Annotated in this window: 17 protein-coding genes; 2 read left to right on the forward strand and 15 right to left on the reverse strand. The window is 34.8% G+C overall.

What is annotated here, in order from left to right; translation table 11 throughout:
* Positions 1 to 224: 224 nt before the first annotated feature.
* From OA86_RS00985 to OA86_RS00995, 3 genes are all read right to left on the reverse strand, one after another.
* Entirely contained in the window at positions 225 to 620 is a 396-nt protein-coding gene (locus OA86_RS00985; RefSeq protein WP_039347435.1) for a septal ring lytic transglycosylase RlpA family protein, read from the reverse strand.
* 237 nt (positions 621 to 857) lie between these two features.
* Entirely contained in the window at positions 858 to 1,286 is a 429-nt protein-coding gene (locus OA86_RS00990; RefSeq protein WP_052257324.1) for a DUF6266 family protein, read from the reverse strand.
* Between the two features lie 652 nt (positions 1,287 to 1,938).
* Positions 1,939 to 2,478: a hypothetical protein gene (locus OA86_RS00995; RefSeq protein ID WP_052257325.1), complete on the reverse strand. Its 540-nt coding sequence runs from the start codon at positions 2,476 to 2,478 to the stop codon at positions 1,939 to 1,941.
* Between the two features lie 170 nt (positions 2,479 to 2,648).
* On the opposite strand from OA86_RS00995, the gene OA86_RS01000 reads away from it, so the two are divergent.
* On the forward strand, positions 2,649 to 3,053 hold the full coding sequence (locus OA86_RS01000; RefSeq protein ID WP_039348334.1) for a helix-turn-helix domain-containing protein: 405 nt from the start codon (positions 2,649 to 2,651) through the stop codon (positions 3,051 to 3,053).
* Positions 3,054 to 3,365: 312 nt separating this feature from the next.
* On the opposite strand, the gene OA86_RS01005 is transcribed toward OA86_RS01000, so the two are convergent.
* The 4 genes from OA86_RS01005 to OA86_RS01020 all read right to left on the reverse strand — a co-directional run bounded on the left by OA86_RS01005 (position 3,366) and on the right by OA86_RS01020 (position 5,359).
* Positions 3,366 to 3,875 carry a hypothetical protein gene (locus OA86_RS01005; protein ID WP_039347439.1) on the reverse strand — a complete coding sequence of 170 codons (510 nt, stop codon included), beginning with the start codon at positions 3,873 to 3,875 and terminating at the stop codon, positions 3,366 to 3,368.
* Positions 3,875 to 4,342, reverse strand: coding sequence for a hypothetical protein (locus tag OA86_RS01010; RefSeq protein WP_039347441.1), 468 nt, complete (start codon positions 4,340 to 4,342; stop codon positions 3,875 to 3,877). Before OA86_RS01010 ends, OA86_RS01005 begins: the two co-directional genes overlap by 1 nt.
* On the reverse strand, positions 4,332 to 4,727 hold the full coding sequence (locus OA86_RS01015) for a hypothetical protein (protein WP_039347443.1): 396 nt from the start codon (positions 4,725 to 4,727) through the stop codon (positions 4,332 to 4,334). Before OA86_RS01015 ends, OA86_RS01010 begins: the two co-directional genes overlap by 11 nt.
* A gap of 101 nt (positions 4,728 to 4,828) precedes the next feature.
* Positions 4,829 to 5,359, reverse strand: a complete 531-nt coding sequence (locus OA86_RS01020; protein WP_311316314.1) for a DUF5677 domain-containing protein — start codon at positions 5,357 to 5,359, stop codon at positions 4,829 to 4,831.
* Positions 5,360 to 6,106: 747 nt separating this feature from the next.
* Between OA86_RS01020 and OA86_RS01025 the strand changes: the two genes are divergently transcribed.
* Complete coding sequence (locus OA86_RS01025) at positions 6,107 to 7,681, forward strand: hypothetical protein (protein ID WP_039347449.1); 1,575 nt, start codon at positions 6,107 to 6,109, stop codon at positions 7,679 to 7,681.
* Positions 7,682 to 8,114: 433 nt separating this feature from the next.
* On the opposite strand, the gene OA86_RS15140 is transcribed toward OA86_RS01025, so the two are convergent.
* The 8 genes from OA86_RS15140 to OA86_RS01065 form a co-directional block, all read right to left on the reverse strand.
* The gene (locus OA86_RS15140) at positions 8,115 to 9,716 is read right to left on the reverse strand and encodes an ice-binding family protein (RefSeq protein ID WP_052257326.1); all 1,602 of its coding nucleotides are present in this window, start codon (positions 9,714 to 9,716) and stop codon (positions 8,115 to 8,117) included.
* Between the two features lie 449 nt (positions 9,717 to 10,165).
* A complete protein-coding gene (locus OA86_RS01035) occupies positions 10,166 to 10,726 on the reverse strand; it encodes a helix-turn-helix domain-containing protein (RefSeq protein ID WP_074781359.1) in 561 nt (186 codons plus the stop codon).
* Positions 10,727 to 10,988: 262 nt separating this feature from the next.
* Entirely contained in the window at positions 10,989 to 11,570 is a 582-nt protein-coding gene (locus tag OA86_RS01040) for a hypothetical protein (protein ID WP_126340424.1), read from the reverse strand.
* Between the two features lie 244 nt (positions 11,571 to 11,814).
* Entirely contained in the window at positions 11,815 to 12,171 is a 357-nt protein-coding gene (locus tag OA86_RS01045; RefSeq protein WP_260241529.1) for a cupin domain-containing protein, read from the reverse strand.
* 309 nt (positions 12,172 to 12,480) lie between these two features.
* Complete coding sequence (locus OA86_RS01050; protein ID WP_039347458.1) at positions 12,481 to 13,068, reverse strand: SOUL family heme-binding protein; 588 nt, start codon at positions 13,066 to 13,068, stop codon at positions 12,481 to 12,483.
* Between the two features lie 59 nt (positions 13,069 to 13,127).
* Positions 13,128 to 13,430, reverse strand: a complete 303-nt coding sequence (locus OA86_RS01055) for a hypothetical protein (RefSeq protein ID WP_052257327.1) — start codon at positions 13,428 to 13,430, stop codon at positions 13,128 to 13,130.
* 489 nt (positions 13,431 to 13,919) lie between these two features.
* Positions 13,920 to 14,213 (reverse strand): GIY-YIG nuclease family protein, encoded by a 294-nt coding sequence (locus OA86_RS01060; protein WP_039347462.1) that lies wholly within the window; start codon positions 14,211 to 14,213, stop codon positions 13,920 to 13,922.
* Positions 14,214 to 14,722: 509 nt separating this feature from the next.
* The gene (locus OA86_RS01065) at positions 14,723 to 15,706 is read right to left on the reverse strand and encodes an aldo/keto reductase (protein WP_039347464.1); all 984 of its coding nucleotides are present in this window, start codon (positions 15,704 to 15,706) and stop codon (positions 14,723 to 14,725) included.
* Between the last annotated feature and the right edge of the window lie 18 nt (positions 15,707 to 15,724).

Consider the following 15,724-nt stretch of genomic DNA (forward strand, 5'->3'; position numbering starts at 1 on the left):
TAAAAACTAATACCTTCACATTAAATATGGTAATTCTTATAACATTTCCCGTAATTAGTAATTTTTAAATTAGACGCAATAAAAACCTATTTAATAATGTTATTTTAATTAAAGTCAAGCACTAACCCTCAACAAAAAACTCCACTTTCAAAAGCAGAGTTTCACTTTAAAAAAGGGCGGTTAACCCGAGAAAATAACTGTTGGATCATTGTTAAAAGCCACCTTTACTTTTGTACCTTATATTTCACCTTTAAAATCCCATCATTCAAATTCCCTATTTGTTTGAAAGCACCCTGACTCAAATCGAAAGCTCTGCCCGCTTTTAGTGGACCTCTGTCATTGACGGTGACAATTACTTTTTTGGAATTTTCAGTATTGATGATTTCCACTTTGGTACCGAAAGCCAGGTTTTTGTGCGCAGCCGTCATTTTCGAATGTTGGTAAATCTCGCCGCTTGATGTTTTTTGCCCTTCAAATTTATCAGCATAATAAGTAACCGTGGTTGATTGATAAGCGGAGGAAGTGTTTCCTCTGTTTGCGCCACAGGAATATAAGACAAGGCTCAAAAGGCCTAAAAATAACAGATGGGTAGTTTTGGTTTGCACAGCAGATTTTATCATTTCTCTTTATTTCAGGCTGGTCTACAAATTAAGTTTCTTATCTTCATTTTAAAGTTTTCAAAATTACTTTTTTAAAATTCAGGAAGAAAGCACTTGGACAAAGTTCATTGCTATTTTGTTATGTAATGAGCAACCTTGTTTGACAATAGCCTTTTAATTTCCCGAAGTTTTTTTTTACACCTTTGAAACGGCTTTTTACCCATAAAAAAACTCCACTTTCGCAAGTGGAGTTTCGTTTTAAAGAATGGTGAGGAGGCCGAGATAGGGACTGTTACAGCCCGATTTTTCTGCTGCATTGTTGAGGTACATCCAGACATGTACGTCTAAGCCTGTGTAGAAAGGAGGCAGTATCACCTGTGCTGCCAGATCTGCTCTCGTGGCGATCGCCTGGTAGATCTCGAAATTTCCAAGCTCTTCGTTGTAGCAGACCACATTTACCACATCGGTTGCACTGGCGTTGCCTTGCAAACTGTTGTCTTCCCAGGTAAAATCTACAATGTTTCCCGCTGCCGGTGTGCTCACTGCATTCTGAAATCCAGCCAATTCTCCCTTGGTGATCAGAATTTTGTTGTACACGAGTTCCGGAACATTCGCCACCACAAGCAAAGCATTGTCGAGCATGTAAGATGCCGCCAGATTCACTCTGGATTTTGCACCACTGCCCATGCCAAAATATTGGTTTTGAATGGTTTTGAGCGGTGGTGAAAGAGTTTTTGCGGAAGAGCGTAGGAATGGTATAAAAAAGATTTATTTATGAAAAAGATTTCAACCTGAGTTAAGATGAATCAGTAAAATATAATTCGCTGTCTGTTGATTTCCGGCATTTATTTTTTCGCCTCCCATTAAAAAAGGAAGTATTGGAAGCGATGCAAAAACTGGTTCAAAAAGGGCTGATTTTTTTGATTTTTGGCAGAACCATTCTCATGAACTATCCATGAACTATCCATGAAGTATCCATGAAGCATCCATTAAGTATCTATGGAGAATGACCCGTCCTGAAATAACTATACAAATTACTCAATAAATCCTGATATAACTATACAAATATAATTGATGATCCTAATTGAACTATACCCCTGTTTTTTCATAGATCAATATCCTATTAAAGTTCTTCTACCTTTTACTTAATTTTTTTTTGACTATTACTGGAATATGAAGACAAAGTCTGAGTACAAATGCTATTATTTTGATACCGACGAAAAATTTATTTTACCTAGAATTTAATGGTCTTATTAATCTTTTCATTATAAGTGAAAGACGAAAATATAATCACTGATTAAAAATACAGAACATTGATTCCGCGGAGGCTGGAACTAATTTATTTCTTGCTTTTTTGTTTTTTGAATTCTCTTTCGCGGATCATCTGTGCAGCATCTAACATTTTCTGTACATGAATGAAGGGTGTTATTGTATTTCCGGCGGGAAGGTCTGTATATGCTCCTAAAGAAAAATAAGTAATCTCCGTAAGAAACTGCTCCAATTCTGTGAGGGACCATTCTTTGAATGCTCTGCGAAAGACCAAAAATGGATTTAGATATTCGTCATCAGATAATGAACCCTGTAACAAACGAGAAATATATTCCGGGGGATCCTTGAGTTCTAATTTTTCTGACTTTAAATACAATACGCAGGATGCCCGAAGAAAGGAACGGAGTGAGAGGTAAAAATAAAAAATATGGGAAGGATCCTTTTGAGAGAGCACCTTTCGCTTCACGGAATAATTCATTATTTCAAACAATCTGTCTTTTGCTTCACTCAAAAGATCACCCTTGAAAAATGCATCGAATAATTGCAGAGGATCATTTCCTCGATAACTTGACCAAAATTCTGCATCAAAATCTATTTTGGGCTTTTTCATTCTTAGCTGCTTAGTGTAATGCGAAGTACCACCCTATTAAAAGGATATTCTATTCTTAAAACGAATAATTTATGCCGTTGATTAGGATTTTTACGGGAGAATCTTTAACTTTACTTTTGAAATTGGTAGGGCAATGGCTTTATCTTTACGACGCAGAAAAATTAAAACGCATGGCACAGAAAATACATCAGGGACGCAACGTAAAACGCTTTAGAGAAATGTTGGGAATTAAGCAGGAAGTTCTAGCTTTTGACCTTGGTGAGGAATGGAATCAAAAGAAAATATCCTTGTTGGAGCAAAAAGATTTGATTGAAGACCCCTTGTTGGCGAAAATAGCTGAGGTTTTGAAAATTCCAGTGGAGGCTTTTCAGAATTTTGATGAAGAACAGGCGGTAAATCTTATTTCTTGTACATTTTCAGACCAATCAATGTTCAATAATAAAGTTGAAATTCAAAATATTAATCCAATTGAAACAATTTTAAAACTACACGAAGAAAAGATTGCTTTGTATGAAAGGATGTTGAAAGAGAAAGATGAAATGATGGAGAGAATGGAGCAATTGATTGGGAAATAAAATTAAAGAAGTCGGAATAATTACTTATTTATAAGTAAGACTACACTAATTTGTATAAGCTTTTTTACAGTAAAATTTGAAGTTAAAATTGTCATTTTTCTAGTATCTATAAAAAATTTATTTGTTCTGCAATCACTGTTTTATTTATTTATTTTATCATTACTAAATCATTACATTATGGGAAACCAGCAGTAAACCACGGCAAGCCTTGGAGTAATGAAGACATTACGTTAATCAGCTCTTCACTAATTTATTTCGGAATACTTAAAAATCATATTGAAGAAAAAGTTGCAACTAAAATTACGTTATAAATTAAGATTTCGGAATTTTTTTTGTTTTTTTCTCACTTGTAGATTTTGATTTTCCCTCTACTTTATCGGACGAGTTTTTAGGTTTTTCAGATTTTTGGCGAAAAGCATCATTAACATCAATGGAAGGCAAAATATATTTACCTAAAGGCGCTATAGATGTTAAAGCAGTTATGAAGCCTCTTAAACTATTTAGAGTTATTGAAAATCCTGAAAATTGCAATAAGGAAATTTTATCATCTTCAGAAAGTGATACACTTTCATCTAATTTGAAAAAAGCAACTCCTTCTGCGAATATTGAATATCCTGCAGCAGGATTTTCAATTTGATTTATAGCAACCTTTACAAAAATTTTTGTGTCATCTTCATTGAAAATTGCAAAATCTAAATCGATTTCATAATCCGAAAATAAATCATTTCCAATTTCATCATCATCTCCCGGAGCAATGAAGTGGAAATTACTATTTAAGATAGAAAAATCAAGTAAGATAAGAGGCGAAAGAATTGGTTTCATTATGCTACTTTTAATGTTGTATTCTTGCTTGGACTATAATCAACTCCTTCTATACTGTCATATCTTTGTTTTGCGTTATGGTATACCCAGAAACCACTTAAGTCATTATTATTTTTTTTCTTTTCAGAAAGTGGGTAAAAGTGTTCTATTTCTTCACGATAATTTTCTGAATTATGTTTCGCCTTTATTTCAAAGGTTATGTCATAAGATTGTTGAAGTTTTGCAATCTTCAACAAATTAATCAATTTGTCTCCTCTCATTAGTTGAGTGACATAACTTTTTGAAGATCCAAAAATTTCTGCAATATCCTTATTTCGAATAGGTGTATCGACCTCCAATTTTTCCAGTTCATTAAAGAATCTAAACATGATCATTCTTGCATCATGCTCTAATTGTTCTTCTTCACTTTTAAAACTGAATAAATCTTCAAATTCAGGATCAATATTATATTTTTCGTTAAACTTCATATTCGTATTTTCCTAATTTATTTATTAAAGTCTTTTCTTTGCTACTATTTTTCTGTGATTTTTTTCTAGAATGTAAAATTCCCGCAACAACAATAAAAACACCTTTATCACTCTTCATTTCTTTACAATAAATTCTTGCATTTTCTTGTCCTTTAAAAAACTTCATTGCTGTTACATCTTTACAGAATTTATTAATATCCTCCTTATCGTATAACTCGGTATTCTTAGTGTTACTCAAAATCAAGTCTGAAATATATTTAAATTTTTTGCGGTGCCGCTCATCTTGTCTAATAAAATTAAGAATTTCTTCTTTATTTAATTCATCGATATAGATCGCTCTACTTCGATCTTTAGAAGAAATTAATATTTTACAAGTTCTTTTCAAAGCACAAAGTTAATCTATAGGTTAATTAAAAGCAAGCATTTTAATATATATAACACTTATTAACAAATTTACATTATTTATATCTCTGTTGTAATTGTTCACTAATCAATGTCTATTTTACTTATCTGTTCATAAAAAATTTCACGAGCACGCATTCCATCAATTTTCACTTTTAATACCGCATCAAATTTTTGGAACATCTTATCAACATATTTCATTGCTAAATCCATGTAATAAAAATCAAAATAATATTTATAAATCGCTGGTACTTTTGCAAATTTATGAAGAGGATTATCAGAACCTGCAAGATTATATTTCGCGACATGACTCCAAGAATTGTGCGCAACATTACTAAAAGGTTGATAAAAGTAGTTATATAATTCTAATTCATTTGTTTCCGTAGCCATTTCTCGTACACTTTTCTCTGACCAACTTCCAACATTTACAATTGTAAGAAATTCATAATTTTGAGAATTTATCCAATTTTCTATTGAATCAATTACTTGCTGATTTTCTTCTGACGGATTACTTTCCTGTAATAATCTCCGATGCGACATTTGTATTTTATCTTGTCCCAAACCGAAATAAATAAACTTCTGCGATCTCTCTAATGGTTGTAAAAGAATAACCAGAGTATTTTATAACAAATTCAAATTATAAGGAATTGATCGACCACCACTTTTTGTTCGATAGTGCCAATTTCATAAGGAAGCTGCAAATATCTTGTTGCTGTTGCTTCGGATGATTTAATAATTGAAATGTATTTCTTAGGAGATTCCGCCAACAAATGAGTCTTCCCCCATTTCCATCATTTTTCGCATCGCTTTTAATTCTCGTTCATTCATCTGATAATTGAAGTTATCGAAAAGTACACTTCATAAGGATGAACAGCACTACTTTTTTTGAATCCCGTAAACCATCCTGTAGAACGGAACAGAACAGAAACAGAACAGAAGTATCTAATCCAACTGTTTACTTCTAAGTTTCTTTGGACAATTCTTAGCTCTTTTAATATGAAGTCTTATATAGGTTCAAATATAAGGAAAATAATGTGCGGATTAAACCCATTAATCAGCTCATTGCCTATTTTATCAGCTGTTACCACGGGCTAAATATATAATCACTCTGCTTACATCAAAATCACCATTTCAAAATCATCCATAAGAATGGGTATTTAAGTCATTGTTTGGGATAATTTATCCTTTTCCGGAATAGATTATTCTGAAACACCATAATAACTTTACCAGACCAAAGAACACAGAAAAGCAAAGTGTAATCTTCTAACATGCAACTAATTCAAAACAATTTTTGAGATAAAAATTTAATTAAAATGCTTATTGAAGTTTTGCTTTTTTCTGATAAACCCTCTAAATTTATTAATGATGAAAATACAAGTAATTCCCGTTTTTCCCGGCAATCCCCATCTGCAACATATTTTGCAACAGGTGGTGCAGGAAATTCCCATCGAAGCCATTTTTTATCGAGAAAACAATGCTTCAAAAGATTCACCTCAACTTTTGATCTGTACGGCTAATTCAAAAGATGCAACAACAGTAAAGGCGCGGAAATGGGTGATAAATGCGTACGTACAAACAAAAATACTGATCAACGTACAAAATGGACTTTCTCTACACCATCTGGCAAAATGTGGTAATCCTTTTGCGTCCTGTTACTGTCACAGTGATTATCTAATTTACGGAGATAAGGCGGAAACTGGCACTTTACAAAAAATCTGGAAGAAGAACATTGTGGCTTACAAAGATCGTTTTTACCACGATCATGATCTTCTTCTCACACAAGTGCACCAATGTAAGACGCATGAATCGGTGATGGGTGCTTTTTTGGGTTATGTTTCCGTTTATGAACTTGATCTTCAATATTTAGAAAGTCTTTATTTGGGCAGTATCAATTTTGAACAGAATCTCCATGAACGCATTCAAAACTTAATGGCATACCTGCCTATTCTGGAACAAATGTTTGTAAAGAAGAATGCAAAGATTTTCTACCTCATTGATGTGCTAGAAAAATCTAAAAGAGTTGATGATGAATTTCTACTTAACAATGAATTGTACTCCTGCATCTGTAAAACGGAAGGGCAATTATTTGCACTTGTGGGTGAACGTTTCCGGGAGCTCAAAAGAATGACGAAACAACAAAATGAAATGCAAAAGTTACCAGAGAAAGAGGAAGAAAATCGTGGGAAGGAAATGCTTTTCGAGGCTTTGACCGTGGTGACCGAAATGGCAGAACCGGAAGAAATTTATCATTATCATACCAAAACCGAGGAGCATCAAACAGTTTACTATCTTCTGGTAGTGGGCGAAAGCCTAAGTTGTGAACTGCTGGAGCGTGTTCAGCAATCGCTGAGGGACAAAACGGCAAATAAATGTTGCGTTGTTCTGGTTGGGCATCGCAGAAGTTGGATTCAGGAAAATGTTTATTTATGGCAAGGATTTTTCAAAAAAATAATGACAGCGGATCAAATGGTTTATTCTTCTAACCCCTATCATCCAGGCATTCATTGGGAAGAACCGTATGCCGCTAATTATCCGGATCTAAATCTGTATTATCGTGCAGCGGAATGCAGTATTGAGCAGTTCAATGTGCTAAAGAAAAACAGGGCAGAAAATAACTATGAAGGATTGCACGCGCTTTTTGCTACAGCGTTCACTAGAATTCTGCGAATTTATATCTATCGAAGCCTTAGTTATATGCCGAGTTATGTGGCGCCGGAAATTCTGTGGAAACTTTGCCTATATTCAAAACCGGCACTGGAAAAACTAGAGTACCTCTTCGACAAGGTGTGGAAAGAGCGCTTTTTTCTAAACCTCAATCATTATTTAAAATTCAATGATCATCTTACGAATGGTTCGGAAGTAAAACTGGAGGTGATGGAAGAAATTCTGGAAAAGTTAAAAGTCGAAACTGAATTTCTGATGGTGGAGGAATCTTGACAGGTACTTCGAATTATCGATAAAGGCTTTTTATAAATAAAAATAGGTGCTTTAAATGTAGAGACCGGTTTATAATCCAAAAAGATATATTCAGTAATTTGATCAATTTGGTTTCTATATCAATAAGGAGTTTATTCATAGAAGCGGTTAATTAGTTTGATGATCATTTTTAAAGAAATCACTTAATATCCTAATTTCGAATGATTGAATTGAAACTGATGAGTCCGCACTTTCTGTTATTAAAAAAAAATGCTGGCAATCATCAACTATCAGCACAAAAAGCCAATTTTATTTTGTAAAAATTTTTGGACTTGTAGCAGTTTAAAAGCATTGATAATAATTAAATTTCCGCGGACGCCTTTTTTGAAACTCCTACCCTTCACCATCAAAAAAGCCCCACCAAATGGCAGGGCTTATTTAGAACATAAAATTCTTAGGGTTTTGCAATTAACTTACCACTTTGCAGGGTGCCATTTTTACCTTTGACCTGGTAGAAATAAACTCCTGCGGGAAGATTCATTTGCAATTTACTTGTTTTGCCAGTTAAACTTTTTTCTGAAACTCTGGCTCCTGCTGCATTGAAGAGGGTCAAAACTGCACCTTCATTTTCAGCATTCATCGTTACATTCAAAACGGTAGAAAAAGGATTTGGATAAACCAGCACCTGTTTGTTGTCAAGAGTTGAAGAATTGGTAGCGAGTATGGTGCAACCCGGAGTCATCTGAGCATTGATGGCAAACGTAGAGACTGCGCCACTCGTGCTCAACACACGACCTTCAATTGCAACTCCATTATTTAATATTACAGCTCCATTATTACCAATAAGGGTTCCTTTGAAATTGGCATAATCATTAATATTAATGGCACCATCAACTTTCCAATATACGTTTTTTGCCTGTGCCTGATTGGTTAAAACTACAGAAGCATAAGTACTGGTAGATAAAGCTCCTACAATTTTAATTACAAAAACAGCATCTGGATTATTCTGAGCGTTTAAGATAACCGTTCCGTTTAAAACAGTTTCCGCATTCAAGAGATACGTATGTGGGGTAAGAACAAGATTTTGTCCGAAAGCTGCTGGATAAAGCAACTCGATATCGACAGGAAGCGTGTTCAGATAGGTGTACACAGTATTAAGATCTGCGGCGCAAGTTGCTGTTGAAGTATCTGGATTTGGATGAATTGTTCCTGTTACATTTGTAGCTTGAAAGCCAGTGGTTAATCCAAGATTAGAGCCAATATCACCCGTTACAAAAGAAATTCCCGCGTTGGTCACTTCTCCTGTTCCCGTAAATATGGTATAACAAGCTACTGATTTTAACTGCGGAGCAAGAGGCCCGGTAAGAACTGCAGATCCGCAACCAATAGGTTTTGCAACAGTAACTCCTGCAACGGTAACTGCGCCGGTTGTAGATAGGGCACGACCTTCAATAGCCACTCCTGTATTTAAAACAATCGCTGCATTATTCGCTACAATGGTTCCCTTCATCTCTGTATTTGTTGCCAGATCTACAAGACCTTCAATTTTCCAAAAAACATTACAGGCTAAAGCTCCATTGGTTAAGACGACTTTTGAGCCTGCTGAAGAAGAAAATGCACCTTGTACTTTAAAAATAAAAACAGCATTGGCATTTCCGCCTCCGTCGAGAGTTAGCGTATTATTCAAAGAAGCAGTTTGCCCTATTGCATAAGTTCCGGCTGTGAAAATTTGTCCATTTCCCAAAAGCGGTGCGGGGAAATAATTAGGAATCGCAGCATTGAGCTGGTTATAAGCAATAAGAAGATCAGCAGCAGCAATTGCAGTGGTTCCGTCTGAATCATGCATGACTCCATCTACATTTCCGAAATTTGTACTGGAGCCGTTGTTTGTACCTACATTTCCGGTAAGATGAGACAATCCTGTATTGGTTACAGCACCATCCGTGGAAAAGAGTGCAAAATTTGCGGAAGTCCCCAAATTGGGAGCTTGAGCAGCAAGTGTTCCGTTAAAACACATTAAGGCAGCCGAAGCGACCAAGAATAGAATTTTTTTCATAATTTCTAAGTTTAAGCTGAGTAATAGTTAAGTCAGCTACTCAAAGATAGTTCAATAAATCGCAGAAACTATGTGAAAAAACTATTATATTTGTAATTTAACGGCGAAAATAATTAATATTTAATACCAGTTATATTTAAAAATTATTGTTTTCTAAATTTCACACATTTTAAAAAATAGGTAATCATATTAAAAAAATGCCTGTTTATTTCTAAAGTTATATTTATGAATCAAGCATTGTATTTTTAATAAAAATTAATAGCCTATTATAACTATGCACATTTAATTTTTGAGATTATTTTGGTAGTATAATGCGGGTAATATTGCGAATTCGCTAATGGTATTTATCTATTAATGCAACTTTATAAAACTCAATAGGCGCGAATTAATCATTCGCGCCTATCTCAACCTTCTACAGGTTCCTTATTTTTATTTTCTAAATATAATGATTAGAAATCTTCTAAATTCTTTTTTCTTTTTTGGCCCAGCTTCTTGTAAAAAGACGGAGTTAATCCCGTTATCTTCTTGAACTGTGTAGATAAATGAGCGACACTGCTGTAATTGAGTCTGTAAGAAATCTCGGAAAGATTCAGCTCATCGTAAAGTAACAGTTCTTTGACCTTTTCTACCTTGTGGAGAATAATAAAATGCTGGATGGTGATGCCTTTGACCTCAGAAAAAGCGTTTGCAAGATAAGTGTAATCATACCCCAGCTTTTTACTTAAATAATCTGAAAAATTTTGAGTTGGAGGTTCATCAGTATAATGAATCATTTCTACAATAACGTTTTTTATTTTCTCTATGAGGATGCTTCTTTTATCATCCAAGATTATCAATCCAGATTTTTTTAATATTTCTGCCAGCTTTACCATCTGATGCTCGCTTAAATCTTTCACTGTTTCTACCAGTCCTAATTCGATTGAGAAATATTTTATCTTTAATAGATCCAATGTGTCGCGAACCAGCATTTTGCAGCGCAGACTAACCATATATTTGATGAATATTTTCATGTGTTTTTAATGAGTCTGTATTTGTTATAGTTTTTTTATTTAATTCCAAGGGTCAGTTTTATTTACAAAAGGGGTTTTAAAGGACCCTGTTTTTTTGGAACATATAAAGTTACTGTATAAACAAAAGTAAAACAAATTATTCATCATTTATTTATATTAGGAGAAAATCTTGCAACTAGTACCTTCATTTCTGCACTTAAAATGACCTAAAGTGGAAAGTAGGAGGCACGTTTACTGAATGGATATCATCAAGTTCGAATTTTCAAGCTTCATTCAGGGAATAAGTTGGAGGTGGAGTATTGATAATTGTTTGCGTTATCGTATTCACCTCAATTGGAGTGTACTGTTTAATAAAATTAAACTGTTGTTTGCATATCGTAATCAGGGAAACAAGTGCGGTACAGGTTTCACTTTGTACATCGCAAACATTCATTCTCCAATACATTTTCTCTTTCGGAGGGAGAACCTGAAAACCAATTTCTTCTAAGTTTCTATATTCCGCCGCCAAACTTTCCATTAAGTCTTCGTTTTGTTGCCAGAATAAATTAGAATGGAGCTTGCAATGGCTACTCCTGTTTTCTTTAAGATGAGTGAGTTGTTCCCTGATTTGGCTCAAATGATCGTTTAAACGCTCTATAACACTTTCCCAGATTATGCTTTCACTCGTAGAAAAGTTGGAGATAAAAATCAAACAAATTTTATGATTGAGATTTTCTAAACTTTTCAGCATGATTAAAACCTCTGTTAAGTCTTTATCGAGCTCGATATTCGTATTTCGAATGTAAAATAACGCAGCAGAATAAGACTCGGAAGTTTTATCCGGGTCTTTTTTCTTATTCATCATTCTCAGCAAATTTTTTGAATGATTAAATAAGTTTTTCAGGGTACTATTCATGTTATTTAAAAGAATTAATTTAATAATCAGGTCAAAAGTTTTTTTTGGATATGGAGAGATTTCTAGATCGATATCTGTAATTTTTATATTTTTTTGGAGTCAAACAAAAGTTGTTTCAAATAATACCGCAAGACGATATTTTATTCAATCTCAAGTCTGGTTTTCTATAATATTTTCTGGGGTTGTAATGAAGTTATTCGTAACCGCTTTTTATTACCGTAAGAATCATTTTAAAACGCTCATTTGCCTTTACAATATTTGCTTGATGTGCAGGAATAATAATAGATTGACCCGTATTTAAATAAAAAGATTTCCCATCGATTACAATTTCAGCTTTCCCTTCAATGATTTGTGCAAAGGTGTCAAAGGGAGATGTTTTCTCCGTAAGTCCTTCTCCACTGTCAAAAGACATCACACTGATATTACCTGTGGATTTTTTCAGAATTGTTTTGCTTACTATAGAATTGGGAATGTATTCTATAATTTCTACGCTGATAAATGACTTTGATTTTTCGAGTTCTGCTGGATTCATAATAGTTGTGTATAACACATTTTTAATTAAATGCATTTAAAACAGAAGAGTCGAAATTCAAGTAAACTTCCCCTATTTCATTAAAATGATTTAAATAAATGAGGTTCTTATAATCTTTACAATATTTAAAAAAAATTAGAAAAAAGATTATTTCCTCTTACACAAAGATGACCCCTTTGAAAGATAGAATGTTCTACGTAATTATTTATAAATTACATCTATCACACGTTGGTAGCGCAATCGATTATTTATAGGGAATTAGATTCAGTACACGAAGAAGTAAGGAATTGTTGTGGAATTAAAATAAAAAATAGGTGGTCCGAGATTTTATTTCCAGTGGACGCTCACAATGATTTCATTTTTTCTATTGAGAAGCTGGTAAGGCGCATTGTAGCCTAAAAAACGAAAGTTGCCGAAGTATTCGATATTTTTTGCTTCTAGAGATTTTTTTAACTGCGCAGCGTATTTTTTGATGTCCTCATCATTGGCATAACCGCCAAACTCAATTGCAGCCACATATTCTTCTGCAGTGGTTTCAATTTTAATCGCTGAATTATCGGGTTTGGGCAGATTATCTTTGGTATATTCAGACGGCATTACAAAACTCATGGAGGATTGCGAATCATTAATATCCATGCGAACCGGGGAGGTCATGGCAATGCTTTTTTTAGATTGATTTCCGCCAAAAATAAAAGAAGCCAAAGTTCTAAAACCTGAAGAAGATAATTCTTTATAGGATTTCGCGTTCATTGAAACAGTCGCCATCGTAGCTGGTGGATATTTTCGGATCTCAAAATCGTTTTCTTTCTTGAGGACCTCGTATGGTTGGGTTTCCGTTTTTGCCATGATAAAATAAATTTGAGTCCCGAAGAACAGGACGGTTATTGCGATAAGTAGGATGATGAAAGTTTTCATGATTCAGAACATTTAAGTGGTTAAAATTTTAAAATGATCAGAGGACGAGTCCTCCCCTTTTAGTCTTGCTTATATTTTGCCCGCGAAATGATTTTTTCTTCTTCTCTGTCAAGGAGAAGTTGTGCGATAATTTCTGCAGACCGCACTGTAGTTTCTTTATTTTCAGCCAGCTTTCTTTTTAGTTTCTGTTCAGAAATATCGACGCGATAAAGAATACTTAACAAGCGGTTAAAATCATTTCGAATCAAGTCATCAATAAACGCAACCAAAACTTCGAATTGATTTGCACTAGATTTATCTCCAGTATTTTCTTCAATTTGAAGATTGGTGACTACGTTGATGAGTGCTTTATTGTTCTCCATTTTTTTTTATTCAAATTAAAGCAAATCTTTCCTGCTTCAAAAGTTGATATAAACAGCAGTCATTCATTGATCACGAATTTCAAAATGCCGTGAATACCAACTCGTAGACGACCGCTCCTTTCTACACTAAATTTAAAAAATATTTTATAATTTATTTTATATCATTCTGTAAAATATCCCGGCCCCTGCACATATTGCGGTACCTAAGCCTGTCGAAGGTACAGCAAAAGTGGTTTCGACAAGCTCAACCACCGCGAGGACGGCAAACCATCATACAAAAAGGAAATATCGTTAAAAAACAAATATTTCTTGGTTCCTGAGCCTGTCGAAGGTACATTCTATAGTGGTTTCGACAAGCTCAACCACCAAAAAAAATCTCATCCACCACGAAAAGCTCAACCACCATAATGACATCTAAATCATCTTGATACTGAACCCGTTGCGATACCTGTCTCGGTGCCTGAGCCTGTCGAAGGCATCACGAAAGATTCAACCACCACTTTGAAGATTTTTAGACAAAAGCGGCAAATCTTCAGGTCTGTTTTCAATCAGAGCTTCTTTTTTGGAACGGCTCCAACCTTGAACTTGTTTTTCCCTGTAAAATGCATCTGCAATGTTCTGATACTCTTCATAATAAACCAAGACTACCGGGAGCCTTTTTCTGGTGTGGTTAGATCCTTCTCCGCTTTGATGTTGCGCTAATCGTGATTCAAGATTTACAGTACTACCAGTGTAGTAACTGTCATCCGCACATTTTAAAATATACATAAATCCTTTAGCCATTATCTGGTTTGTTTTTATTGAAACAATTATTTCGCGGTGCCTGAGCTTGTCGAAGGCACCGCTTCGTGGTTTCGACAAGCTCAACCACCGTGACAGGCTCTACCACAACAAGAACGGCAATACATCACACAAAAAGGAAATCTCGTTAAAAAACATATACTTCCCGGTGCCTGAGCCTGTCGAAGGCACAGCTACGTGGTTTCGACAAGCTCAACCACCGCGAGGACGGCAACCCATTATTTAAAAGAAAATTTCGTTAAAAAACAGATATATCCAAAAAAGACCTCTTATTTTAAGGTTAAATTTAAAGAATATTTTCCTGTTTATTTTACATCATTCTGTGGAAAATTTCTAAGTTAATGATGTGAGTAATAACTGGCATTCGAAAAGTTTAATTACTTTCAAATAGAAAAAGAAAAAGCTCCTTTCGAAGCTTTTCTCTAAAATATTATCTATTATTTTGTTAGAAGGCTTTTTAAACTTAACAGGGAATAATTTAAAACATAGAATTAAAATTGATTTACGTAATCGTCGATCGTTTTTAATTCTTCTTTGCTTAAATGAATGTCGATGGATTTTGCATTTTGCTTCGCCTGTTTAGCATTTCTCGCCCCTGCTAAAGCGATGGTAATTCCGGGTCTTTCAATGGTCCATCTCAAAACCAACTGACTTAAACTAGCTTCATGTGCATCCGCAATCGGTTTTATTTTCATCAAAAGGAAATTGGTCTTTTTAACAAAATCAGGTTTAAAGTGCGCCAGATCAGCTCTGTGATCGCCTTCCGCGAATTGATGTCCGGGCTGAATTTTTCCAGTTAATAAACCTCTTTCCATTGGACTGTAGGCTAAAATAGATTTGCCATTCTCGATACAATAAGGAACTGTCTCATCTTCAATTCCTCTGGTGACCATGCTGAACGGAATTTGATTTGAAACGATATTCACTGCTTCTCCGGCTTTTGCCATTTGGTCTGCAGTGTAATTACAAACGCCCGCAAACCTCACTTTTCCCTGTTCGATCAACCTTGAGACCGCTTCAAATGTTTCATCAATCGGTGTGGTTACATCCGGCCAGTGAATCTGGTATAAATCAATATAGTCGGTACCAAGTCTTTTTAAACTTTGCTCACATTCATAAATGACGCTTTCTTTTCCGGCGTATTTATAAATATCAATTTTATTTCCGTCGTTGTCTTTAGAATGCATGCCCAAAGTTCCTTTCGTGAGATCCCAACGCATTCCAAACTTGGTTAGAATCTGTATTTTGTCACGGGAAATTCCTTTGATCGCCTCCCCCACAATTTCTTCACTGGTTCCCTGTCCGTAAACTGGCGCTGTGTCGATTGAAGTCACTCCTAAATCGTAAGATGATCTGATGGCTTCAATCGCATCGTTTCGATCGGTACTTCCCCACATCCAACCTCCTGCAGCCCAGGCTCCGAAAGTGATTGCAGATAATTCGAGATCGCTGTTTCCTAATTTTCTATATTCCATTTTTTAATTTTTGCTCGA

This window comes from Kaistella jeonii, assembly GCF_000812865.1.
Taxonomy (GTDB): domain Bacteria; phylum Bacteroidota; class Bacteroidia; order Flavobacteriales; family Weeksellaceae; genus Kaistella; species Kaistella jeonii.